The 23,131-nt window shown below is 63.4% G+C and carries 17 protein-coding genes and 1 pseudogene; 15 read left to right on the top strand and 3 right to left on the bottom strand.

Going from position 1 to position 23,131, the window contains the following annotated elements; translation table 11 throughout:
• Window positions 1-35 precede the first annotated feature (35 nt).
• Entirely contained in the window at window positions 36-3,647 is a 3,612-nt protein-coding gene (locus tag BRO63_RS11715) for an ABC transporter ATP-binding protein/permease (RefSeq protein WP_088139965.1), read from the top strand.
• Here BRO63_RS11715 and BRO63_RS11710 read toward each other — a convergent pair.
• Complete coding sequence (locus BRO63_RS11710; RefSeq protein ID WP_088139964.1) at window positions 3,619-6,201, bottom strand: penicillin G acylase; 2,583 nt, start codon at window positions 6,199-6,201, stop codon at window positions 3,619-3,621. The genes BRO63_RS11715 and BRO63_RS11710 overlap by 29 nt on opposite strands.
• A gap of 153 nt (window positions 6,202-6,354) precedes the next feature.
• On the opposite strand from BRO63_RS11710, the gene BRO63_RS11705 reads away from it, so the two are divergent.
• On the top strand, window positions 6,355-7,284 hold the full coding sequence (locus BRO63_RS11705) for a LysR family transcriptional regulator (RefSeq protein ID WP_088139963.1): 930 nt from the start codon (window positions 6,355-6,357) through the stop codon (window positions 7,282-7,284).
• Here BRO63_RS11705 and BRO63_RS11700 read toward each other — a convergent pair.
• A complete protein-coding gene (locus tag BRO63_RS11700) occupies window positions 7,262-8,689 on the bottom strand; it encodes an MFS transporter (protein ID WP_088139962.1) in 1,428 nt (475 codons plus the stop codon). The genes BRO63_RS11705 and BRO63_RS11700 overlap by 23 nt on opposite strands.
• 15 nt (window positions 8,690-8,704) lie before the next feature.
• Here BRO63_RS11700 and BRO63_RS11695 point away from each other — a divergent pair.
• A pseudogene (locus BRO63_RS11695) lies at window positions 8,705-9,396 on the top strand (TetR/AcrR family transcriptional regulator).
• Window positions 9,397-9,427: 31 nt separating this feature from the next.
• On the opposite strand, the gene BRO63_RS11690 reads toward BRO63_RS11695, so the two are convergent.
• Window positions 9,428-10,336 carry a LysR substrate-binding domain-containing protein gene (locus tag BRO63_RS11690; RefSeq protein ID WP_088140099.1) on the bottom strand — a complete coding sequence of 303 codons (909 nt, stop codon included), beginning with the start codon at window positions 10,334-10,336 and terminating at the stop codon, window positions 9,428-9,430.
• 139 nt (window positions 10,337-10,475) lie between these two features.
• Here BRO63_RS11690 and BRO63_RS11685 point away from each other — a divergent pair, with 139 nt between their 5' ends.
• From BRO63_RS11685 to BRO63_RS11630, 12 genes are all read left to right on the top strand, one after another.
• Complete coding sequence (locus tag BRO63_RS11685; RefSeq protein ID WP_088139961.1) at window positions 10,476-10,871, top strand: RidA family protein; 396 nt, start codon at window positions 10,476-10,478, stop codon at window positions 10,869-10,871.
• 1 nt (window position 10,872) lies between these two features.
• On the top strand, window positions 10,873-12,021 hold the full coding sequence (locus BRO63_RS11680; protein WP_088139960.1) for an NADH:flavin oxidoreductase: 1,149 nt from the start codon (window positions 10,873-10,875) through the stop codon (window positions 12,019-12,021).
• A 181-nt stretch (window positions 12,022-12,202) separates the two neighbouring features.
• On the top strand, window positions 12,203-14,218 hold the full coding sequence (locus BRO63_RS11675) for a hypothetical protein (protein WP_088139959.1): 2,016 nt from the start codon (window positions 12,203-12,205) through the stop codon (window positions 14,216-14,218).
• 5 nt (window positions 14,219-14,223) lie between these two features.
• Window positions 14,224-15,447 (top strand): hypothetical protein, encoded by a 1,224-nt coding sequence (locus tag BRO63_RS11670; protein ID WP_143219466.1) that lies wholly within the window; start codon window positions 14,224-14,226, stop codon window positions 15,445-15,447.
• 8 nt (window positions 15,448-15,455) lie between these two features.
• On the top strand, window positions 15,456-15,830 hold the full coding sequence (locus BRO63_RS11665; RefSeq protein ID WP_088139957.1) for a hypothetical protein: 375 nt from the start codon (window positions 15,456-15,458) through the stop codon (window positions 15,828-15,830).
• Between the two features lies 1 nt (window position 15,831).
• Window positions 15,832-17,592 carry an AAA domain-containing protein gene (locus BRO63_RS11660; RefSeq protein ID WP_088139956.1) on the top strand — a complete coding sequence of 587 codons (1,761 nt, stop codon included), beginning with the start codon at window positions 15,832-15,834 and terminating at the stop codon, window positions 17,590-17,592.
• Window positions 17,585-18,475, top strand: a complete 891-nt coding sequence (locus BRO63_RS11655) for a LysR family transcriptional regulator (RefSeq protein ID WP_088140098.1) — start codon at window positions 17,585-17,587, stop codon at window positions 18,473-18,475. Before BRO63_RS11660 ends, BRO63_RS11655 begins: the two co-directional genes overlap by 8 nt.
• Window positions 18,476-18,716: 241 nt before the next feature.
• The gene (locus BRO63_RS11650; protein ID WP_088139955.1) at window positions 18,717-19,700 is read left to right on the top strand and encodes a DUF1852 domain-containing protein; all 984 of its coding nucleotides are present in this window, start codon (window positions 18,717-18,719) and stop codon (window positions 19,698-19,700) included.
• A 27-nt stretch (window positions 19,701-19,727) separates the two neighbouring features.
• The gene (locus BRO63_RS11645) at window positions 19,728-20,756 is read left to right on the top strand and encodes a methionine synthase (RefSeq protein WP_179215077.1); all 1,029 of its coding nucleotides are present in this window, start codon (window positions 19,728-19,730) and stop codon (window positions 20,754-20,756) included.
• A gap of 13 nt (window positions 20,757-20,769) precedes the next feature.
• A complete protein-coding gene (locus BRO63_RS11640; RefSeq protein WP_256943288.1) occupies window positions 20,770-21,339 on the top strand; it encodes a flavin reductase family protein in 570 nt (189 codons plus the stop codon).
• A gap of 248 nt (window positions 21,340-21,587) precedes the next feature.
• Window positions 21,588-22,100 carry a sigma-70 family RNA polymerase sigma factor gene (locus BRO63_RS11635; protein ID WP_088139953.1) on the top strand — a complete coding sequence of 171 codons (513 nt, stop codon included), beginning with the start codon at window positions 21,588-21,590 and terminating at the stop codon, window positions 22,098-22,100.
• Window positions 22,097-23,065, top strand: a complete 969-nt coding sequence (locus BRO63_RS11630; protein WP_088139952.1) for a FecR domain-containing protein — start codon at window positions 22,097-22,099, stop codon at window positions 23,063-23,065. Before BRO63_RS11635 ends, BRO63_RS11630 begins: the two co-directional genes overlap by 4 nt.
• The last annotated feature ends 66 nt before the right edge of the window (window positions 23,066-23,131 follow it).

The following is a 23,131-nucleotide window of genomic DNA, read 5'->3' as shown; positions in this document are numbered from 1 at the left end:
ATCAGTGACCATGCAAGCACTGAAAGGAGTTTGCTATGTATTTCGATTCGCGCCTATGGCAGTTGACGGCGGGCCTTCGCGCCGGCATGGCGGGCGGCATATTCCTGGGCCTGCTGGCCCTGGCCGCCGGCATCGCCCGCTACGTGTTCCTGGGCCAGCTGCTGGCCCGCGTGTTCGACGGCGCGCCGCCTCAGGACTGGCTTGCGCCCGCGCTGTGCGCCGCCGCCATGGTGCTGCTGCGCGCCTTCCTCGACCACTGGCGCACCGTGCAGGCCAACCGCTGCGCCGCCACCGTGCAGCACGCGCTGCGCGCCCGGCTCTATGACCGCATCGTGACCCTGGGCCCGGCCTGGTTCGCCAACCAGCGCACGGGCGGCGTGATGCTGACCGTGGTGGACGGGGTCGAGCAGCTGCAGGCTTTCTTCGGCCAGTACCTGCCGCAAGTCGCGATCGCCGCCGCCGCGCCCTTCGCCATCTTCGCCGTGATCGCGTTCTGGGACGTGCCCACCGCGCTGGTGTTCCTGGCGGCCGCGCTGTTCGCGCTGTTCGGCCCCATGGCGGTGCACATGCTGGACCGCCGCGCCAGCCTGGCCCGCAGCAAGTCCCTGAACGATTTCGGCGAGGACTTCCTGGATGCCGTGCAGGGCCTGCCCACGCTGAAGTCCTATGGCCAGGGCAAGGCCTGGGGCCAGCGGCTGGCCGCCCGCGCCCGCAGCCTGTCTGACAACACCTTCTGGGTGCTGTCGGTCAGCCTCTTGACGCGCGGCATCAGCGACCTGGGCGTGGCCCTGGGCGCGGCGCTGGCGCTCACGCTGGGCGCCTGGCGCGTGGCCCACGGCGACATGAGCGTGGAAGCCCTGCTGATCGTGCTGATGGCCGGCACCGAGATCTTCCGTCCGCTGCGCGACCTGCGTTCGGTGCTGCACCGGGGCATGCTCGGCCAGTCGGCCGCCGCCAGCATCCATGCGCTGACGGACGCCCAGCCGCTGACGCCTGCCCCCGCGGCGGGCGGCAAGGCGCCCGGCCGGCTCGCGCCGACCATCGAATTCGACAACGTGGCGTTTTCCTACACGCCCGAGCGCCGCGCCCACCAGGGCTTGAGCTTCCGGATCGCGGCGGGCGAACGCGTCGGCGTGGTCGGCCCCAGCGGCGCCGGCAAGTCCACCATCGTGCGCCTGCTGCTGCGCGAATGCGTGCCCCAGTCCGGCCGCATCCGCATCGGCGGCCATGACGTGAACGAACTGGACACCGAGGCGCTGCTGTCGCACATCGCGCTGGTCAGCCAGGACATCACGCTGTTCCACGGCACTATCGACGACAACCTGCGGCTGGGCCGCCCCGACGCCACCCACGAACAGGTGCGCGCCGCCGCCCGCGCCGCCAATATCGACGACTTCATCATGGCGCTGCCCGAGGGCTACGCCACCCGCATCGGCGAGCGCGGCCTGCAGCTGTCCGGCGGCCAGCGCCAGCGCGTGGCGATCGCCCGCGCCCTGCTGCGCGACGCGCCCATCCTGATCCTGGACGAGGCGCTGTCGTCGGTGGACACCGAAAACGAAGCGCTGATCCAGCAGGCGCTGGACCGCCTGATGGCCGGCCGCACAACCTTGATCCTGGCGCATCGCCTGGCCAGCGTCATCGGCGCCGACCGCTGCCTGGTGCTGGACCAGGGCCGCGTCGCGGAGGAAGGGCCGCATGCCGAACTGATGCGGCAAGGCGGCCTGTACTACCGCCTGATGCACGAACAGGCGGCCGCGCACCGCAATCCATCGGCGGGATCCGCCGCCCCGGCCACCGCCGCCCCTGCGCAGACCACCGACCGCGAGGCCTCCGGCCAGGAATCCGGCGGACAAGGCCCTGCCCTGCGCTCGCTGGATGCGGATGCGGTCCAGGTCGGCTGGCGCGCCACGCTCGGCACCCTGCTTTCGGTGGTGCGGCCGTGGCGCGGCACGCTGACCGCCACGATCCTGCTGGGCGTGGCGCGGGTCGCGGCCTACATCGGCGTGGGCGTGTTCAGCGCGCTGATCGTCGCCGCCATCCGCGACGGCCGCGACTACTCGGCCCTGATCGCCGGCCTGCTGGTCGCTGCGCCGCTGGCCGCGCTGTTCCACTGGCTGGAATCCTGGCTGGCCCACGCCATGGCGTACCAGCTGCTGGCCGACATGCGGGTCAAGCTCTACGACAAGCTGGAGCGCCTGGCCCCGGCCTACCTGTTGCAGCGCCGCTCCGGCGACCTGGTGGCCCTGGCCACCCAGGACGTGGAAATGGTGGAGTACTTCTACGCCCACACCATCGCCCCCGCCATCGTCTCGGTGCTGGTGCCGCTATCCGTGCTGGGTTTCCTGGGCATCTACAGCTGGCCGGTGGCGCTGGCGCTGCTGCCCTTCCTGGCCTACGCGCTGGTGTCGCCGGTGCGCGGGCGCCGCAAGGTCGACGCGCTGGGCGACAAGGCGCGCGAGGCGCTGGGCGAGATGAGCGCCCACACCACCGACACCATCCAGGGCCTGGCCGACCTGACCGCCTTCCAGGCCACCGGCCGCCGGCGCGATGAATTCCTGCGCGTGGCCGACCATTACCGGACCCGCCGACTGGACATCATGGATGACCTGTCCCGGCAGACCGCGGGCTTTGAAATCGCGATGGGCCTGGGCGGCGTGGCCGTGGCGGTCGTGGGCGCGCTGCAGGTATCGGCCGGCGCGCTGTCGGCCGGCATGCTGCCCCTGCTGGTGCTGATCGCCCTGGCCACTTTCCTGCCCGTGTCCGAGATCTCGCAGGTCAGCCGGCAACTGGCCGACACCATCGCCGCCACCCGCCGCCTGCACGTGGTCTCCAACGAACCCGAGCCCGTGACCGACGGGCCGCTGGCGGCGCCCGTCTCCGCCCACGGTCTGTCGCTGGCCTTCGACCACGTCAGCTTCGCCTATCCCGGCAAAAGCACGGACACCTTGCGCGACCTGAGCTTCAAGGTGCCGGCCGGCGCCACCGTGGCCGTGGTGGGCGCGTCCGGCGCGGGCAAGAGCACGGTCGCCAGTCTGCTGCTGCGCTTCTGGGATCCACGCGCGGGACAGGTCAAGCTCGATGGCGTGGACCTGCGCCAACTGCAGCTGGACGGCCTGCGCGAACGGGTGGCGCTGGTGACGCAGGACACCTACCTGTTCAACGACACGCTGGAAGGCAATATCCGGCTGGCCCGGCCCGAGGCCAGCCCCGCGGACCTGGCGCGCGCGCTGGAGCAAGCCGCGCTGGCGGACTTCGTGCACGCGCTGCCAGAGGGCCTGGCGACGCGCGTGGGCGAACGCGGCATGCAGCTGTCGGGCGGCCAGCGCCAGCGCATCTCGATCGCCCGCGCCTTCCTGAAGAACGCGCCAGTCCTGATCCTGGACGAAGCCACCTCGCACCTGGACACGCTGTCGGAAATGCAGGTGCGCGGCGCGCTGGACGTGCTGATGCGCCATCGCACCACCCTGGTCATCGCGCACCGCCTGTCGACGATACGCGATGCCGACCTGATCCTGGTGCTGGAGCGCGGCACGCTGGCGGAGGCCGGCACGCACGACCAATTGCTCAAGCGGCAAGGGGTCTATGCGCGCCTGGCCAGCCACCAGGGCGGCTACGCCGTCAATAGCGCAACGTCTCTACCGACTTAGCGTTGGCGCGCACTTCCGCATCCGTGAACCAGACCCGCTTGCTGCCGAAGCCGGTGTACAGGTCGAACTGGTCGCGGGTGTGGGCCGATGGCGTGCCATCCGGGGCGACAAAGCCGCTCTGCCCCGGCGCCACCACGTCCACCGCGCGCACGCCGCGGCCGTCGAACACCGTCATATTGTTCTCGGTGCCGCGGTTCTGCGTGGCTGGGAAGCTCAGCACCGCCTTGTCGTCCGCCTGGGGCACGCCCAGGAAGTTCTTGGGCGCGAACACCATGGGCGGCGCGGGGATGCGCCAGCCCGCGGGATCCTGGCCGTAGGCCTTCTGCAAGACTGCCAGCGCATCGTCCAGCGCGGCCAGGCTCACGTCCTGCGGCCGCTGGCCGTTGAAGAAGTCGTACTTCTGCGGCACGCCTGAATCGCGGCCGGCCAGCGCGTTGAACAACGCCTTCACCCCCACCGTCAGGTTGACCGAACCCGTGGCCGGCGCCGCCTGCGTCGGATAGCCGGTGGCGCTGTACCACTTGAAGAAGTCCGCGGGCATCTCATCGGCCAGCGTGCGCTTGAGCATGGCCCGCAGCCAGGCGTCCATCACCGCAGGCCCCGCGTTGTCGTAATAGCCCGCCTGCTTGTCGCTCGTACCCATGCCGTCCCAGGACGCCAGCCCCGCGACCAGCTGCGCGCGCGCATCGCCGGCCGGCAGCCCCTGCACCGCCTGCTGCAGGAACGGCAGGAAGTGGCGGCGGTTCACGTCGGCATAGCTGGTGGTGCGGATCAGGTCCCACATCTGCTGCGCGCTGACCTTGCCGCCATTGGCCGTCATCGCCTTCAGGCGGGTCTCGATCTCGGCATAGCGGTCCGCCTGGCCCCACACGATGGCGAACAGGTCGGTGGACGGATAGCCGCGCATGGGCTGGTTGTTCCAGTTGGCGATGAAGCCCTGGCGCGGGTTGTAGACCTGCGGGTTGGACGAGAACGGCAGCATGCCGTCCCAGTCCATCTCGCCCGTGCCCGGCACGGGCAGGCGCGGATCGTGGCCCGGACGGCGCTTGGGATAGAAGCCCGTATGCGCGTAGCCGATGTTGCCCTTGTCGTCGGCGTAATACCAGTTGATGGTCAGCGCGTGGCGCGCCGCCTGCTGCTTCCACTGGTCCCAGTTGCGCGACTGCGCCTTGTGGGTCCAGGCCATCAGCGATTGCAGTTCAAAGCCTTCCCAGGCCCGCGCCTTGGCATAGGCCACGTGCTGCTTGTCGTCGAACTTGGTGACGATGCCGTGCACCGTGCGGTACACGTCCATCACCACCGGCTGCCCATTCTTGACCTCGATGAGCTCGGTGCGCTTTTCCATCGTCTTCCAGACGCCGTCGTGGAAATAGCGGGTGCGGTCGTTCGGGTCGAGCTTTTCGGCGTAGATGTCCACGTCGTCGCCAAAGCCCGCGGTCGAGCCCCAGGTCACGTGCGCATTGTGTCCGAACAGGATGCTGGGATAGGCGAACGGCGTGTTGCCCACCACGTCGAAGCCCGCGCCGTGCAGGCCGATGCCGTAGGTGTAGGCAGGATTCCACCAGCCGAACTGCGGTCCGTTCAACAGGATGGAACGGGCGTCCTTGGCGTGGTCGCGGCCCACGATCCACATATTGCTGGTGGTCGGAAAACCGGCGATGCCCGGTTGCCCCGATTCCGCGAACTGCGCCAGCAGCCGCGCCGGCACGGCAGCGGGCGCCTCGTCCAGCACGCCGCGCGTCTGCGGATCCCGCGCCACGCGCTCAAGCATGGGCGGCGTGCCGTCGTAGCGCGGCAGCGCATAGGACAGCTTGGCGGGCGGCCGGGCGCCATCGGGCCGGTACACGCCTTCTTCCTCGGGTACCGTGGTGGGCGCGCGGCTGTCGGTCATCCAGCGCAATTGGTTGAAGATCTGCATGGCGCGCTCGTCGCCGTGCCGGTCCTTCAGCGCCGTCAGCAGCGCCAAGTTGTCGATCTCGCTATTGGCATCGGAAAAACGGTTGGCCATGGTGCCCACGAACACCATCGCCACGTCATAGGCTGTCCAGTCTGCTGGCTGGAAGCGCAGGTCGTTGAATTCCTTGGGCATCAGGCTGCCGGGCTCGGCGCGTACCCGCGCGATCCAGGCGTTCATGCCGGCCGCGTAGCCGTCCAGGATTTGGCGCTCGGATGCCGGCAGCGCGGCCAGCTGGCGCTGGATGCGCTCGGGCGAAAAATTGCCGCGGATGGATTTGTCGAACGCCACCATGGGCTGGCCCAGCACCTCGGCCACCCGGCCCTGGGTACTGCGCCGCGCCATCTCCATCTGGAACAATCGGTCCTGCGCCACCGCGTAGCCGTAGCCGTAGAAAATGCCGTACACGGTGTTGGCGTACACATGCGGCATGCCATAGCCGTCGCGCCGTATCGTGACCTGGCCGCTGGCCGCGCCCGCCGGGCGCATCGCGGCCTCCGGCTGCTTCTGGGCGTTCTGCTGGACTTCCTGGGCCTGGGCTTGCGCGCCCATGGCCGCGCAGGCCGCCAGGATGGCGGCCGACAACAAGTGCTGCTTCATTCGAATCTGTCTCCGTATTTGACGAGCCGCGCCGCGGTGCGAGTCCCGGACACGGTGTGCGGCGCCTCTGCGGGCGCCGTCTGCGGACCATGATACGAACAGCCTATCTATAATTCCAATGCATTTATTTCATAGTATTTATGCGGCCTGAACATGGATTTTCAGAAACTCAAGCATTTGCTGGCGGTGGTCGAACACGGCACTTACTCCCGCGCCGCAGAGGCGGTCAACCTGTCGCAACCGGCGCTCAGCCGCAGCATCCAGGCGCTCGAAGCCGAACTGGGCCTGCCCCTGCTGGACCGCGGCACCCGCCGCGTGCGCCTCACGCCCTACGGCGCCTGCGTGGCCGAACGCGCGCGCCGCATGCGCTTCGAGGAAACCGAGCTGCAGCGCGAACTGAAAACGCTGCACAGCGGCGAATCGGGCGCGCTGTCCATCGGGCTGAGCCCGGCGCCCGCATCCCTGCTGCTGTCGCCCTTCCTGGCCCACATGGCCGAGCGCCATCCCCAGGTGCGCGTGGGCGTCGAACTGGGCGCCACCGCCGCCTTGCTGGAAATGCTGCGCGACGAACGCATCGACGCCATGGTCTGCGACGCCCGCATGCTGTATGACGCGGCCGACCTGGAAACCCGCGCCCTGCCCCCGCTGCGCGCGGGCCTGATGTGCCGCAAGGGCCATCCCATCCTCGCCCACAAACGGCCAGGCATCGAACAGGTCCGCCAGTACCCCGTGGCGTCCAGCACCCTCAGTCCGGAGGTCTCGCTGCGGCTCGCGGAAACCTTGGGGCCGGGCGGCGCGCCGGAACAGATGGTCACGCACCGCTGCGAGAATCTGGACGCGCTGGTGGAATTGGCGCTGCGCACGGACGCCTTGCTGCTGGGCGTGATCTGCGTCACGCGCATACAGCAGGAAGCCGGGCTGCTGGTCGAAGTACCGATCCCGTCCGACCCGCAGCGCCAGGGGCACTATGCGCTGGCCCGGCTGGCGGGGCGCACGCCGTTGACGGCACAGGATGCGTTGTATGAATTCACCCGGGAATGTTGGGACGGATTTGTGGCGCCTATCGGCGCGTCGCCAGCCTGAAAAAGACGAGGCTGAGCAGCGCGGCGGCAATGTTGTAGAGCATGGCCGTCGCCAACGCCTGCCCATAGATCGACGCGCCATCGCTGGCGGACAAGCTCCCCGCGCCCTCGAGCATCGTGAAGATGACGCCGCCCACCACCGCCACGCCCGCGGAAGTCCCGACGACTTGCAAGGTGCTGAGCATGCCGGAAGCCATGCCGGCCTGTTCCTCCCGCACCGAACCAAGAATGGCGTTGAATGCCAGCGGGATCACCAGCCCTTGCCCCGCGCCATTCAGCACCAGCGATACCACCAGCAGCGCCAGGTTCTGGGGCTGCGTCGCGGCGGTAACCGCGGACAGCGCCAGGCCCGCAATGAAGACCAGCACACCGGACAGCAGCGCCCCGCGTCCGTAGCGGGCGGCCAGTTTCGGACCGGCAAGCGACGCACCAAAGAATGCCAGCGCCGAGGGCGTGAACACGGCGCCCGCCGCCAATGGCGCGAATCCGAGCCCGAACTGCAACAGCAGCGTCAACGCGAAGAAGAACGAACTGATGGCCGAAAAAAAGAAAAACACCGCGCCTATGCCGGCCACGAATGGCCGGTTGGCAAACAGCGCCATATCCAGCACAGGCACGCCGCCGCGCCGGGCCAGCGTTTTCTCATAACGGACGAAGTACGCCAGCACGCCCAATGCCAACACAGGCCCGGCAAGCGACCACCAGGGCCAGCCATGCTCTCGTCCCTCCATCACAGGCACCAGGATCAGGGCCAGCCCGGCAGCGCCCGCAAGCGCGCCGCGCAGGTCCACCCGCGTCGGAACCGGCGCGCGCCATTCGGGAAGCGCCTGCCGCCCCGCGAGCAATGCGGCAATGCCTATCGGCACGTTGATGAGAAACACCAGCCGCCACCCCAAGTCCAGCGGATTCAGCGTGATGAGCATGCCGCCCAGCAGCTGCGAGATGCTTGCGGCCACGCCCTGCACCGCGCCCATGATGCCGAACGCGCGCCTGCGCGCCTCGCCCTCGAACACCACTCTTATCGAAGCCAGCACCTGCGGCATCAGCACGCCCGCCCCCACGCCTTGCAGGGCGCGCGCCAGGATGAGCTGCCACGGCGTGACCGCCAGCCCGCATAGCGCCGAAGCCACGGTGAACAGCCCCATGCCGGCCAGGAACAAGCGCCGCCGCCCGAACAGATCGCCCAACCGCGCGCCATTGATCAGACATAAGCCATAAGCCAATGCGTAAGCCACCACGATCAGCTGCAAATCGGTATCGGACGCCGACAAGCCGCTCTGGATGCTGGGCAAGGCGACATTGACGATGAAGAGATCCAGGATCGTCACGAAGTTGCCCGTCAACAGCACAGCGAGGGCGCGCCAGGGGCGGTTCTTTTCAGCTTGCAGCGCAAATTCAGGGTTCATTCTTTACATTTATATATATACGATCGTATTTATAGTATCGTGAAAGAATGAAACCCGTGCAAGCAGAAAAGCAAGGTCCGATGAACCCGTTGCCCCCCTCTCCCCCAACCGATGGCCGCCGCTTGCGCGGCGAGCGCGCGCGCGCCCGCGTGCTGGACGAAGCCGTAAAGCTGCTCTCGGTCGAAGGATTGGGCGGCCTGACCTTCGGCCAGGTGGCCGATATGGCTGAAGTGGGGAAAAGCAATCTCCAGGTCCTGTTCGGTGACAAGGAAAACCTGCAATTGGCAGCCTTGGCCCATGCGATCGCCCTGTACCAAACCCAGGTCGTTGAACCCGCCATGCGCAAGCGCACGCCGCTGCCGCGGCTACGCGCCCTGATGACCGGCTGGTTCGACTTCGTGGAGACCCGCCAGCTTCCGGGCGGCTGCGTCATCACTGCGGTAAGCAGCGAGTATCGTGCGCGTCCCGGCCCCTTGCGCGACGCCATCCAGCAATACCGCGAAGCAGGACGCGCACGCCTCTACGAATTGATCCGCGAGGCTCGGGCGCAGGGACAAATCGCAGCCGACGCCGACGAGGCGAAACTGGTCATGGAGCTGCTGGCCTACCAGGCATACGCCAACGTTGCCGCGTCGATGGACGACCATGCGGAGTTCGGCCGCGCCAAGGCGGCCGCCATGGAAGTGCTTGCAAAAGCGGCTGGCTGACGACCGCGAACCAGGCTCCCGATCAGCCCGCCTACGCTTTCTTGCGACCCGGCTCGTGCGCCGCCGCCTGCATGCTCAACCATTGCGCCACGGCCTGGACAGGCGCCGAGGGCGGCCGGTCAGCGGGCATGGCCAGATGGTAGGTATGCCCGGCGATCACCGGGCCGAAGGGCTGTACCAGATGGCCCGCTTCCAGCTCTTCGGCGATCAAGGCCAGGCTGACCAGCGCCACGCCATGGCCGGCGACGGCCGCCTGTATGGCATGGCCTTCATCGGAAAAGCGCAGCTGCCCCGCCTGCCGCGGCAAGGAACGCTGCGCGACCGCGAACCAACGCTCCCAGGTCGGATTGTCCGGATGGGACCACTTCCAGTTGAAACGGATCAAGGGCACGCCGGCCAGATCGTCCGGTGATGCCACGCCCAACCGCGGATTCGCCACGGGCGCGAAGCGGTCGGTGAACAGCGGCTGCGCGACCAGGCCCGGATACGGCCCGCGGCCATAGCGGATCGCGATGTCCACCGCGGCCGATCGCAGGTCGACCACGTCGTCGCTGGCCTGCAGCTGCAGATCGATGCCGGGATGCTGGCTGCGGAAATCCGCCATGCGCGGCACCAGCCATTTCACCGTGAACGCGTTGGTCGCGGAGATGGTCACCTGCATCCGCGTGCGCTGCTGCGTCAGGCGCGCCAGCGCCGCCTCGAAGGCATCGAAGCCATCCCGCAGTACGGGATAGAGCTGCGCGCCCGCCTCGGTCAGCGACACCCTGCGCACATGGCGATCAAACAACACCAAGCCGGTCTGCGCTTCCAGCGCGCGGATCTGGTGGCTGACGGCGGTCGGCGTGACGGCCAGTTCCTGGGCGGCGGCCTTGAAACTGCCCAGGCGCGCGGCGGCTTCGAATACGCGCAGTCCGGAAAGCGGAAGAGATCGACGTTGCATGGTCATGAATGAGTTTTTCTCATCTTATAGCTGACAAATGAACCTTTGTCATCATCAGCGCATATTCCTATATTTACGGCATGGATCAGCAATTTTCACGCTGATTCACCCTCTCGCCATAAATGAAGGAAATCGCATCATGCTACAGCGCGTCATCACCCAGCCCGACAACTACGGACCCTTCCTGCTGTCGCAGGGCATCCAGTTCGGCAACCTGCTGTTCATCTCCGGCCAGGCAGGCGCCGGCGATGACGGCAAGATCGTGGCCGGCGGTTTTCTGGCCCAGGGCGAACAAGCCTTCCTGAACTTGCGCCGCGCGCTCGAAGCCGGCGGCTCCAGCCTGCAGGACGTCATCAAGGTCACCATCTTCGTCACCGACATGGGACATTTCGAAGACGTGGTGACGCTGCGCCGCCGCTTCTTCTCGGCCCCCTACCCGGCCGACACGATCGCGGAGATCAAGGCGCTCTACGACCCGGCCGCCATGATCGAGATCGAGGCCATCGCCGCCGTGCGTCCACAGGAGGGCCGCTGACATGAACGCGCTCGACTACCGCCCCAACGGCGTTGCCCAGGCCGGACTGTTCACGCCACTGCGCCTGGACAGGGGCCTGACCCTGGCCAATCGTCTCGCCGTCGCGCCCATGACCCGCGTCAGCGCCACGGAAGATGGCCGCGCCACGCCGCAATTGGCCGATTACTACGCAGCCTTCGCGGCCGGCGGCTTCGGCCTGGTGATCACCGAGGGCATCTACACCGACCGGGCGCATGCGCAGGGCTACCTGTTCCAACCCGGCCTGACCGACGAGGCCCAGCGCGACGCCTGGCGCACCGTGGTCGACCGCGTGCATGCGCACGGCGGCCGCATCATCGCGCAGCTCATGCACGCGGGCGCGCTGTCGCAGGGCAATCCCCATCGCGACACGACGCAGGGGCCATCGGCCGTACAGCCCAAGGGGCAGCAGATGGCGTTCTATCGAGGGAACGGGCCATACCGGATGCCAGAAGCCATGTCGGACGAGGACATCGCACAGGCCATCGACGGCTTTGCGCAGGCGGCGCGCAGGGCGCAGGAAGCCGGCTTCGACGACGTCGAGATCCACGGCGCCAACGGCTACCTGCTGGACCAGTTCCTCACGAGCTACACCAATCTGCGCGCAGACCGCTATGGCGGCAGCCTGGAAAACCGGCTGCGCCTGACCTTGGAGGTCATAGCCGCCGTGCGTCGCGCGACGGGCCAGCGCTATGTCGTGGGCGTGCGCAGTTCGCAGGGCAAGGTGAATGACTTCAGCCACAAGTGGGAAGGCGGCGAAACGGATGCGGCGCGGATCTACCAGACGCTGGGCGCGCAGGCCATCGATTACCTGCATACGACCGAGTTCGAGGCCTGGCGTCCGGCTTTTGGAGACCAGGGGCTGAGCCTCGCGGCATTGGCGCGGCAGCACGTTCCGGTCCCGGTGCTGGCCAACGGATCGCTGCATGAGCCGATGGCGGCCGACGCGATGATGGCGCGGCAGGAGGCAGACTTCGTTTCGCTCGGGCGTGGCGCGCTGACGCATTCCGATTGGCCCGCAAGATTGCAAGCCGGCGCGGCGCTTGAGAGCTTCGATCGGGAATTGCTGGCGCCAATTGCAGACCTTGCCAATGCGGCGCGGCATCGCGAGGAGACGCTCCGAAATCTGTGAAGTTGAATCCGCTCCGCTGCTGCCAGCCAGGAACGCTCTCCGTTTCGTGTAAATACTCGAAATGGCACGAAAATCGATGGTTATTAAAACCACCGCACGCGAACCATTTACGTATTATTTCGAGGATATACCCCCCCAATCTACGTCACTCTTTCAAAAGAAATAAGTTTTCCAACGATTTATGGCAACTCAAAAAAAAGATGATTCCAGGCACAAATCGGAAAGCGTAGATTTCGGTGTTTCATTTGCGGTAGGCGGATTCAACCAGCTCCAGGGCGATGCACTGACCAGTGCGCTCTCAGATTACAAAACCAAGATCATGGATTCAATCACCACCAAAAGTGGTGATTTGTCCAAGCAATCGATTGATGTCCAGCAAGGCTTCACCGCAGAGGCCCACCACGCAGGCTCATTCAACATCGAAGCCGCCGCAAAGGGGCAACTGAACCACACGGCCACGCTCGATGTCGGGCAGGTCAATGACCCGGTGGCGGATATCCGTGTGCACACCCCTGATGGCAGCCACGACTATCAGGTGAAGTTCTACAAGGACGGGGATTCAACGGCAGCCGCGCTTTCGCCCAAAAGATATGACGCCGTCGGCAAGGTGGTCCCCGACGATCAAGTCCCGGGTGTCAAGAGTGCGGCCAGCAGGCGCGCGGCCAAGGCTGAGGGCAATCGCCCGGAGGTCGCTGAAAGCTACAAGGACACGGCCGACAAGGCCACGGGCAGGATCTCATCAAACGATGGCAAGAACATCCAAAGCACAGGCCTGAACCGTAAGGGCAAAGGCAGCGCCGAAGGGCTGGCCAAAGAGGCAAGGAAAAAGGGCGAGGGCCCGGACTACAAGGACCAGGCACGGGTCCGCGCGGAATTCAATCGCATGCAGTATCGCAACGCCGCGCAGTCAGGTGCCTTGACCGGCGCATCATCCGCCGCTGCCGGCGAACTGTACAGCTTCATGACCAGCAGCGAGCCCATGACCAAAGAGCGCTGCATGGAAGCTGCTCAGAACATAGTGTTCAGCGCTCTGAAAGGCTCAGCCCGCGCTGTTGCCGTCACCAGCGTCCAGCATCTCGGGCAACTGATGGCCGATGCCGCAGCGGAAGCGGCGGCAAGAACGGCGGCGAAAGCTGCGGGCGGAGCCGCCGCCAAGGCCGGCGCATCGTCAATGGGCGGCACCATAGGCCAGCAGCTGACAAAGGGCAACGTAGCGGCAGCAACCGTGGCTATCGCCATTTCCCTTGGCGAAAACCTCTACAAGTTCTCCCAGGGTGAAATTGACAGCATCGAATTCGCCTCGTCATCCATCGGCAGCACCATCCAGATCGTTGGCGTCACCTGCGCCACCAGCCTGGCCGCGCCGGCGTCGGCCTTCCTGGGGCAGTTCATCGCCTCCAACGTGGCTTCGGTGACGGTATTTGGGACAACCCTGGGAGCGCTCGGCCCCATCGCCCTCGGCGCAGTCTTCGCCATCGGGTTCTCGCTGGCGATTGGCTCGTTTGTCGGACACTTCCAAGGCGTAGGCTCTAAGATCGCGATCAAAGATATCACTGATGCAGCGGCGAAGCTTGAGATTGGCCACATCACGCTTGCTCAGTACGCGACATCGGTCGGAACCATGTCCGAAAACACATTTGTCTGGACAGATTGCATTCCATTCAGCGGCGCAATCTCTGTCCTGTCTGAGTACCGCACGCGCAAGAGCCAACTCAAGTCACTGCAGGCGGAACTGTATCGCCGCTTCGACCAGATTGACGCCGCGGAGCGCAGGCAGATGCAAGAACTGATGGAGCAGTTCGAGTACCAGATCCACGCCATGGACCTTCAGTACGAACAGGCCAGGCGCGAAGTCATACAGCAGGCCGGCGACAAATTCGGTGAGATGCGCGCCAGCCTCGATAAGCACCTGGAGTTGCAATATCTGATGTTCCATCCCGTGATCAAGCGCTACCAGGACGAGACGAACATGGTTTCGTCGCAAAAACTCAAAGAATACGAGGCCCAGCTGCGCATTGACGCTTACAGGGACGAGATTGCGCATCTGAACCAGCTTGTGGAGCAGGGCCTCTCCGATAGTCCGGAGGACCGCCAGCTCAAGTATCAGCTGGACGGGGCGCTGAAGGATCGCGTAGATCTGATCCTGCCCGCCACCACTGGATTCGACCAGGCATATGAGTTCCTGCTTCAGGCGTGATATCCATGATTTTGAAAAAAATAATGCACTTTTTCTGTGGAAGATCACTGGAAAAAGAAACTGCAGCGGCAAACGCACTTATCCATCAACTCGAACAGCGCGAAAAGGCAGCGCGGGACCGTCTACACGCCAAAGCTGACGAGTACCGGGCCGAGGTCGCTGCTTTCAAGGAAAAGCGCGATGCTGAACTCAAGGAGCTCATCAAGTTCCTGAATGAGCAAGTTGGCAGCGCGCAAGCCTATGTCTCACATCTTGGCGACTTCCAGGACAAGATGTTCGTTTGCTTTGACTCATGGATGAACACGTCCATGACGGACCAACAGATTGAGTTGCTTGCCGAGCGCATCGACACCAAGTTAAAGATCCTGGAGTTCATCGCAGCGCTTCAGGTGGAGCTGAACAGGCTTACCCAGCGTAATGAGCGAGCCGAGTGGAACAACATGATCAGGCAGCGTCCCATCCAGGTCAGCTCCACGTATATCGAGCGTACGGCGCGCCACGTGAGGACCAGCCAAAAAAACAACAGCGATTCGATCAGACACGACCTCAGCCGCTTGAAAAGCCATTCCATGCGTCTTCAAACCGAGCTCAAGGAGCTGCGCCATGAACGCGATAAGCGGATCGCGGCGTCCAGGGAGCTCATGGAGGAGCACAAGGCAAACAAGGCCGACCTCAGCGAACAGTACAGAAAGTGCAGTGAAATTTTTGGCAAGATCAAAGACAAGCTCAGTGACCGATTTGGTTCCGCATTGACCGAAAACGACCTGGCCAACAGCTGGATCGCCGAGATCGAGGGCGACGTCACATTACCCAAGTTGATCTCCGTACACCGCGGAACAGCCGGCCTCCAGCTTGAGGCCAATGAGGAGTTCAATGGCATCCAGGAAGAGTTCAACGCCATCAGGGCCAAGATCGAGACAAATCACAAGCTCAAGAACTTCGACACGCTTGACCAGGACAAGGTCATGCGCGAAAGACTCTTCAGGGCCAGGCAAGTGGCCGGCGACAAGCGCCGAGAAATCTCCACGGCACGCCAAGTGGTCTACTCCCGCGGCAACGAACTCAGGGAACGGCTGGGCAAGTTCGAATCACTGCAGCCTGACGAGAGCATTCGTCGCATCATGCAGGTCTTCAGCATGGGCAAGGACTTCGATGTGCACCGGGCGATCGGCGTGAGCACACGAGAAGACCGACGCAAGCACTACCAGTCCAGGAACCCGAACCAATAGACCCATAAATGAAGTCTGAAATTACTTTCCAATGGCGCAAGCCGAACCTGAAAGAGTCGATTCTGGCCATCTGCTACGCAGTGCGCCTGGGCTACACCTCTCGCGACAGGCTGCTGGCCGCGCTGCCGCAATTCTCAAAATCGCGAATCCTTCTATCCCTTGATGCGTTGCTTTCCGCAAACATGGCCGAGGTGAATATGGGCGTGCTGTCCATCGACCCTGACATGGCGATCGTCGAGGAGATTGTTGGCAGGCCCATCGTGTTGCCTTTGACTACCGTAGGCGATGAGGCCAAGCCTCGACTGATCCGCAAGGTCGTCACGAACCTTGGCATGAACAATCCAGCCGGCGTTGAAACGCTGCTGAGAGCCACGGTCAACTGACATGGAACTCGCCACCAATGACAAACAGCCTCAGTCCATGCCGCAGGGGCCCGTGTTCGACTTCATCGACCACCTCGACGACTGGTTGGAGTACCTGACAAAGGTCCTGGAACTCTCCGTCGACGATCGGCTGACTTGCGTCAAGTACGAGCGCCAAATCAAGTTCCTGATTCGCTTTCGCCAGGGCGCCAACTGCAACATCAATCACAACCGGCTGCTGCACCACTACTACAGCAGCAAAAGCTCCCAACAAGACGACCGCGTGGGCCTCGACGGCTCGGCCGGCAGTCGCCAGCGACGCCCGCTGGACAAGGAGGCAGAACAGAAGGTCAAGGCGATCATGGACGAGGCATCCCAAGTGATGGCTCTGAACAACATGAGCCTGATCATCGACAAGCCCATCCAGCCAGGCTACGACGATCCCGACGACCACGCCTTCAAGCTCATCAAGAACGCAATGGCGGCCGAGGATTTGTGTTTCTTGCAGGGTCCACCGGGCACGGGCAAGACGACCGCAATCGTGGAAATCATCCTGCAAACGCTGAAAGCGAAGCCGAATGCCCGCATCCTGGTCACCTCGGAAACGCACGTGGCGGTCGATAACGCACTGGATCGCTTATGCAAGATCGGAGACGACCAGATGCGCTCGAAGACCATGCGCTACCCGCGCTACGCCATCACCGAGTATGAATCGGAACACACACAGGGAACGGCCGCAGCGATCCGCGCAAACGAGGTGTGGAACAAGGCACTGAACTTCGCCCCCCGGCTCACCAACGTGCTCTATAACGTCCTGGAACAAGGGGACGTGGAAAACGGGCAGGTGCAGGTACCGCGATGGCAGTTCCAGAACCTGGCAGACAATCACCAGATCATTGGCGTCACCTGCAACCAGATCGATCACCTGCTGGACGCGGATAGCGAAGATTTCGATCTGGCCATCGTTGATGAATGCTCCAAAGCCACCCTGCCCGAATGGATCATGGCCATGTGCGTCGCCCGCAAGTGCATCCTGGTCGGCGACCACAAGCAGCTGCCGCCGACGTTCTGTGAAGAAGAGAACGACGCACTGGATACCCTGACCGTATCCAGGGCCCGTCTTATCAAAGACGGCGTGATCGACAGGATTTTCGAGAATCTTCCAGCTACCATGAAGGGACAGCTAGGCAAACAGTACCGCATGCTGCCTCACATCGGCTCATTCATCTCCGAGAACTTCTACAGCGGCTCGCTAGACCATCACCGCGAGGAAAGCGATCATGAGTTCACCCATTTCGGATGGTTTACTTATGAATCGCGCGGCTTCCGTGTACCGGCGCGGCAAGGCGGAGTGCTTGAGAATCCACGAGAAATCGAGATCATCACGCACAAGCTGCTTGAGATGTGCCGGCGCCGCAAAGAAAAAGCCGCAATTTCCCATGACAGAAAGCTCAGCGTGGCTGTGATTACGCCTTACCGCGCTCAGTGCAGGGCGCTGAAAGAGGCTATCAAGACGCTCGACATCAAGGACCACCTGGCGGTCGAAGTGGATACCGTCGACGCATTCCAAGGACGCCAAGCCGACATCGTTTTCTTTTCATTTGTGCGCACGACCGGACCTGCAACCTTCTACGGGGATGCGCGTCGAATGAACGTAGCAATCTCCCGCGCTCGTGATGCGGTCTACCTTGTCGGCGATTTGAAGTACGTCAAAAGCAAGAATATCGAGGTCCTGAGTAAACTGGCGAGACTTCAACAAATCACGAATTTTGATGATGCTTGATCGTGTCCATCTATCCATCGTGCAGGAGGTGGAAAAACAAGGTTCGCTGACCGCCGCCGCAGGCGTCCTGCACGTGACGCAGTCGGCCCTGAGCCACAGCATGAAGAAGCTGGAGCAGCAACTGGGCACCGACATCTGGCTGCGTGAAGGCCGCAGCCTGAGACTCACGCAAGCGGGTCAATACCTGCTGGCGGTGGCCAACCGGGTGTTGCCGCAGCTGGCCTTGGCCGAAGAACGCCTGCGCCAGTTCGCCCAAGGAGAGCGCGGGTCATTGCGCATCGGCATGGAGTGCCATCCCTGCTACCAATGGCTGCTGAAAATCGTCTCCCCGTATCTGGCGGCCTGGCCGGATGTGGACGTGGATGTGAAGCAGAAATTCCAGTTCGGGGGCATCGGGGCGCTGTTCGGCTACGAAATCGACCTGCTGGTCACACCCGATCCGCTGAACAAGCCCGGACTCGTGTTCGAGCCTGTATTCGACTACGAACAGGTGCTGGTCGTCGCCGGCAATCACCCGCTTGCCAAGGAGCAGTACGTCACCCCCAAACAGCTTGCCAATGAAGTGCTGGTGGCCTATCCGGTGCCGGTCGACAGGCTCGATATCTACAACATGTTCCTGACGCCAGCCGGCATCACGCCCAAGCGCCACAAGGCGATCGAAACCACGGACATCATGCTGCAGATGGTCGCCAGCGGCCGCGGGGTGGCGGCGTTGCCGCGGTGGCTGGTGCTGGAGTACGCCGGCACGATGAACGTGGTGCCCGTCCGGCTGGGCAAGAAAGGCATAGCCAAGCACATTTTCCTGGGTGCCCGCGAGGCGGACGTGGGTATCGACTACCTGCGCGCCTTCATCGAACAAGCGAAAAGGCCCGCCGCGGCCTGATTCTTCGCGGCAGCGTTGCTTGCCAGGCGGTCAGATCCCCAGGTAGATCGGCCGTGCGCTCATCCATGAGTGAATCTAATGATTTTATGAAATCAATTCACTTTTTTTCATGGATACCCCGACATAAACTACGTCCCCCATATCGCCGATATCAAGACTGCTGAATAAAAAAAGAGCAGCGCTGAAAACAAGCACGAAATGGACGCGGGTTTTATCTCAGGATTCAGGGCAGCAGAGCACAATGAGTACAGAGTTTGCATTTGCCATCAAGAGCATTCGTTTCGATGAGGACTATCGTCCTTCAGACAATACGCGGATCACAACCAACTTTGCCAATCTCGCCAGGGGAACGAGTCGCCAGGAGAACCTGCGCAACACCCTCAGGATGATAGACAATCGTTTCAATGCCTTGGCGCATTGGGACAATCCCAAAGGCGACCGCTATACCCTCAATCTCGAAATCATTTCCGTCGAGATGAGCATAGCCGGCGCCAGCGGCGGCAATGCCCTTCCTCTGATCGAAATACTGAAGACGAGCATTCTCGATCGAAAGACCAACGATCGCATTGAAGGCATCGTAGGGAATAACTTTTCCTCGTACGTGCGGGATTATGACTTCAGCGTGCTGCTGCTGGAACATACCAAGAATCAGCCCGGGTTCAGCACGCCGGAAAATTTTGGTGACCTGCACGGGAAGCTGTTCAAGTGCTTCGTGAATTCAAGCACTTACAAGGATCACTTCAGCAAGCCGCCCGTCATATGCCTGAGCGTATCGAGCAGCAAGACCTATCATCGGACTGAAAACCAGCACCCCGTATTGGGCGTTGAATACCAGCAGGATGAATACTCCCTGACTGACGAATACTTCAAGAAAATGGGCATGAAGGTTCGCTACTTCATGCCGCCGAACAGTGCTGCGCCGTTGGCCTTCTACCATTCCGGCGATTTGCTGGACGACTACACCAATCTGGAGCTCATCAGCACCATCAGCACGATGGACACCTTCCAGAAGATTTACCGGCCAGAGATCTACAACGCGAATTCCGCGGCAGGAAAATCCTATCAGCCCAGCTTGAAGCACCAGGATTATTCGCTGACCCGGATTGTCTACGATCGAGAGGAACGTAGCCAGCTGGCTATCGAGCAGGGACGGTTTGTCGAGGAACACTTCATCAAACCCTATCAGGCGATTCTTGAGCAGTGGTCCGCAAACTACCCTCTTTGACCAATCAAAAGCACCAAGGCATCTATTGTGAAAAAATTGCTCCCCACCTCGACCGCCGGCAGCTTGCCCAAACCCTCCTGGCTCGCAGAACCCGAAAAACTCTGGTCACCCTGGAAATTGCAGGATGAGGGCCTGGCCGAGGGCAAGCACGATGCGCTGCGCTTGGCTCTGCAGGAACAGCAGCACGCAGGCATCGATATCGTCAGCGATGGCGAACAAACGCGTCAGCATTTCGTGACGACGTTCATCGAGCACCTGGAAGGCGTGGACTTCGAGAACCGCAAGACCGTCAGGATTCGCGATCGCTACGATGCAAGCGTGCCGACGGTCGTAGGCGCCGTGGCTCGCCGCAAGCCGGTGTTTGTCGAAGATGCCAAGTTCCTGCGCCAGCAGACCAAGCAACCGATCAAATGGGCCTTGCCGGGTCCCATGACGATGATCGATACGCTTTACGACGGCCACTATCAAAGCCGCGAAAAACTGGCGTGGGAATTCGCCAAGATTCTCAATCAGGAAGCCAAAGAATTGGAGGCCGCGGGCGTCGATATCATTCAGTTTGACGAGCCCGCATTCAACGTGTTCTTTGACGAAGTCAATGAGTGGGGCGTTGCCACGCTGGAAAGAGCCATCGAAGGGCTCAAGTGCGAGACCGCCGTCCACATCTGCTATGGCTATGGCATCAAGGCCAATACGGATTGGAAGAAGACGCTGGGATCGGAGTGGCGGCAATACGAAGAGGCTTTTCCCAAGCTGCAAAAATCCAGCATCGACATCGTCTCGCTGGAATGCCACAACTCGCGCGTTCCCATGGATCTGATCGAACTCATCCGGGGCAAGAAAGTGATGGTAGGCGCCATTGACGTGGCAACCGACACCATTGAAACCCCCGAGGAAGTCGCCAACACGCTGCGAAAGGCGCTGCAGTTCGTGGATGCCGACAAGCTCTATCCTTGCACCAACTGCGGCATGGCTCCCTTGTCCCGCGCAATCGCAAGAGGCAAGCTGAGCGCCTTGAGCGCCGGCGCGGAAATCGTCCGCAAGGAACTCTCGAACTGATCCCAGGGCGGGAATGGTCGTCGCGAACTGCTCGCGACGACCCCGCACGGGCCGCACCCAGTATCCCCTCACCATGTCATTTTCCAGTACTGCGATCGAGCCCAGGCGCTTTCGCGAAGCGCTCGGACACTACGCGTCCGGCATCACGGTAATCACATCGCAGATCGAAGGCGAGCCGATAGGCTTCACCTGCCAGTCGTTCCATAGCGTTTCGATGAATCCGCCGCTGGTGTCGTTCAATGTGATGTGCAGTTCGGTCAGCTATCCAAAAATCCGCCGGGCGGGTCGATTCGTGGTCAATATCCTGTCCGATGAGCAGGTCAGGATTTCCAACCAATTCGCCCAGCGAGGCACGGACAAGTGGCACCAAGTCGAGTGGCAGGAATCGCCGCTGGGCAATCCGATCATTGCCGGCAGCCTGCATTGGCTTGATTGCGAGATCCATGCCGAACACGCCGCGGGCGACCATCTGATCGTGATTGGCGAAGTGAAGGCGTTGGACCTGCAAGAAGCTGGTTCTACGCAGCCATTGCTGTATTTCAAGGGACAGTATCGCAACATCGCCGCGCATGGCGCGGTTTAAGGGTTGACCTCCGCTGCCCTCTTTGCCGCTTCGCTAGATCAGGCACACGGCCGACCGGCGGCCGTCGCTCCGCCGCCACACACCCTCTGACGCATTCGCGGCGCGGCCGACCCTCCTGCTCGGCCGCGTCACGCTCCAGCCTGTGGCTCGCCACGCAACCCCATGGCCGCCAACGCAGGCCATGACGCAAGGAACGACGATCCTATACAATTAAAAATCATTCCTATTAGCATTTGGATGGAAGCCCCTTGCCCCCCGCCGACTTTGCATCCTCCGACGATTTCGTCAGCCTGTATCGAGAGCATCATGGCTGGCTGGTGCAGATGCTGCGCCGCCGGCTCAGCGGCAACACCGAAAACGCCGCGGATCTGGCGCACGACACCTTTGAACGCGTCATGCGCAGCGAGTCGCGCGCGGCCTTCGCCGAGCCGCGCGGCTTCCTCACCACCGTCGCCAAGCGCCTGCTGATCGACCAGTCGCGCCGCCGCGCCGTGGAACAGGCCTATCTGGAAACGCTGGCCTCGCGCAGCGACGCCGTGGAGCCCAGCCCCGAAACGCACGCGCTGGTGGTGGAGGCGCTGAACGCCGTATGCCGCATGCTGGAGCAGTTGCCGCCGCGCGCGCGCCGGGTCTTCGTGCTGGCGCAGGTGGAAGGCATGCCCTATCGGGACATCGCCAAGCAGCTCGACATTTCGGTGGCGGCCGTGCAGCGGGACATCGTCAAGGCCTGGGAACATTGCTACGCGGTGCTCTACGCATGAACGCCACCCAGGGCGAACGGCTGCATCCGGACATCATCAAACAGGCTGCGCGATGGATGATGCGGACCGGAGATGCGCCCGACGCGGCCACTCAGGCCGCCTGTGCGGCATGGCGCCAGGCCGATGCGCGCCATGAGCTGGCGTGGCAACGTCTGCGGGGCATCGGACGCGACGTCGACGCCGTCAACGCGGGCAACGCGCCCGAGGCTGCCGCCAGCCAGACCATCCTGCGCTACTGCGAGCAGCGTTCGCGCCGCAGCGTCATGAAATGGGCAGCGGGCGGCATCTGCCTGGGTACGCTGGCATGGGCAGGCGCACGCGAAGGCTGGTGGGACGGCAGCACCGTCTATCGCACCGCCACTGGCGAACAGCGGACCATGACCCTGCCCGACGGCACCGTCCTGACGCTGAACACCGATACCGCGGTGGCGCTGCGCTACGACACGCAGCAGCGCCGCATCAAGCTGCGCAGCGGAGAGATCCTGATCGCGACGGCGGCGGATGCCGCCGGACGCCCCTTCAGCGTGCAGACCCGGCACGGTGTCCTCACGCCGCTCGGAACGCGTTTTGCCGTGCGCCAGCTGGACGACGGCCTCGGCTCCGCGCAGCTCGCCGTCTTTGAAGGCGCCGTGCGCGTGGATCCCGCCGGGCGGGTGGTCCGTGCCGGCGAACAGGCAGAGTTCAACGACCGCGCGCTGTCGCCCTCGTCCCGGGTCGACGGCAAGGAGCCGGCGTGGGCTGCCGGCATGCTGGTCGCAAACCGCATGCGGCTGGATCGCTTCCTGGCGGAACTGGGCCGCTACCGCGTCGGCATCCTGCGCTGCGATCCCAGCGTGGCAAACCTGGAAGTCACCGGGGCCTTCCGCATCGACGACACCGACAAGGCGCTGGAGGTGGCGGCCGGCGTACTGGACCTCAGGCTGCGATACCGCACGCGTTACTGGGTCAGCGTCGATCGCGCCTGACGCCACGTGGCCGCGGACCCCGGTCCGCGCGGCCGCGCGGGAAATTTGTAACGACGGCGAAGATTT

Origin of the sequence: Achromobacter xylosoxidans, assembly GCF_002192695.1 — a bacterium.
In the GTDB taxonomy this organism is placed as follows: Bacteria; Pseudomonadota; Gammaproteobacteria; order Burkholderiales; family Burkholderiaceae_B; genus Achromobacter; species Achromobacter xylosoxidans_C.
This window is presented reverse-complemented; position numbering and strand designations above follow the sequence as displayed.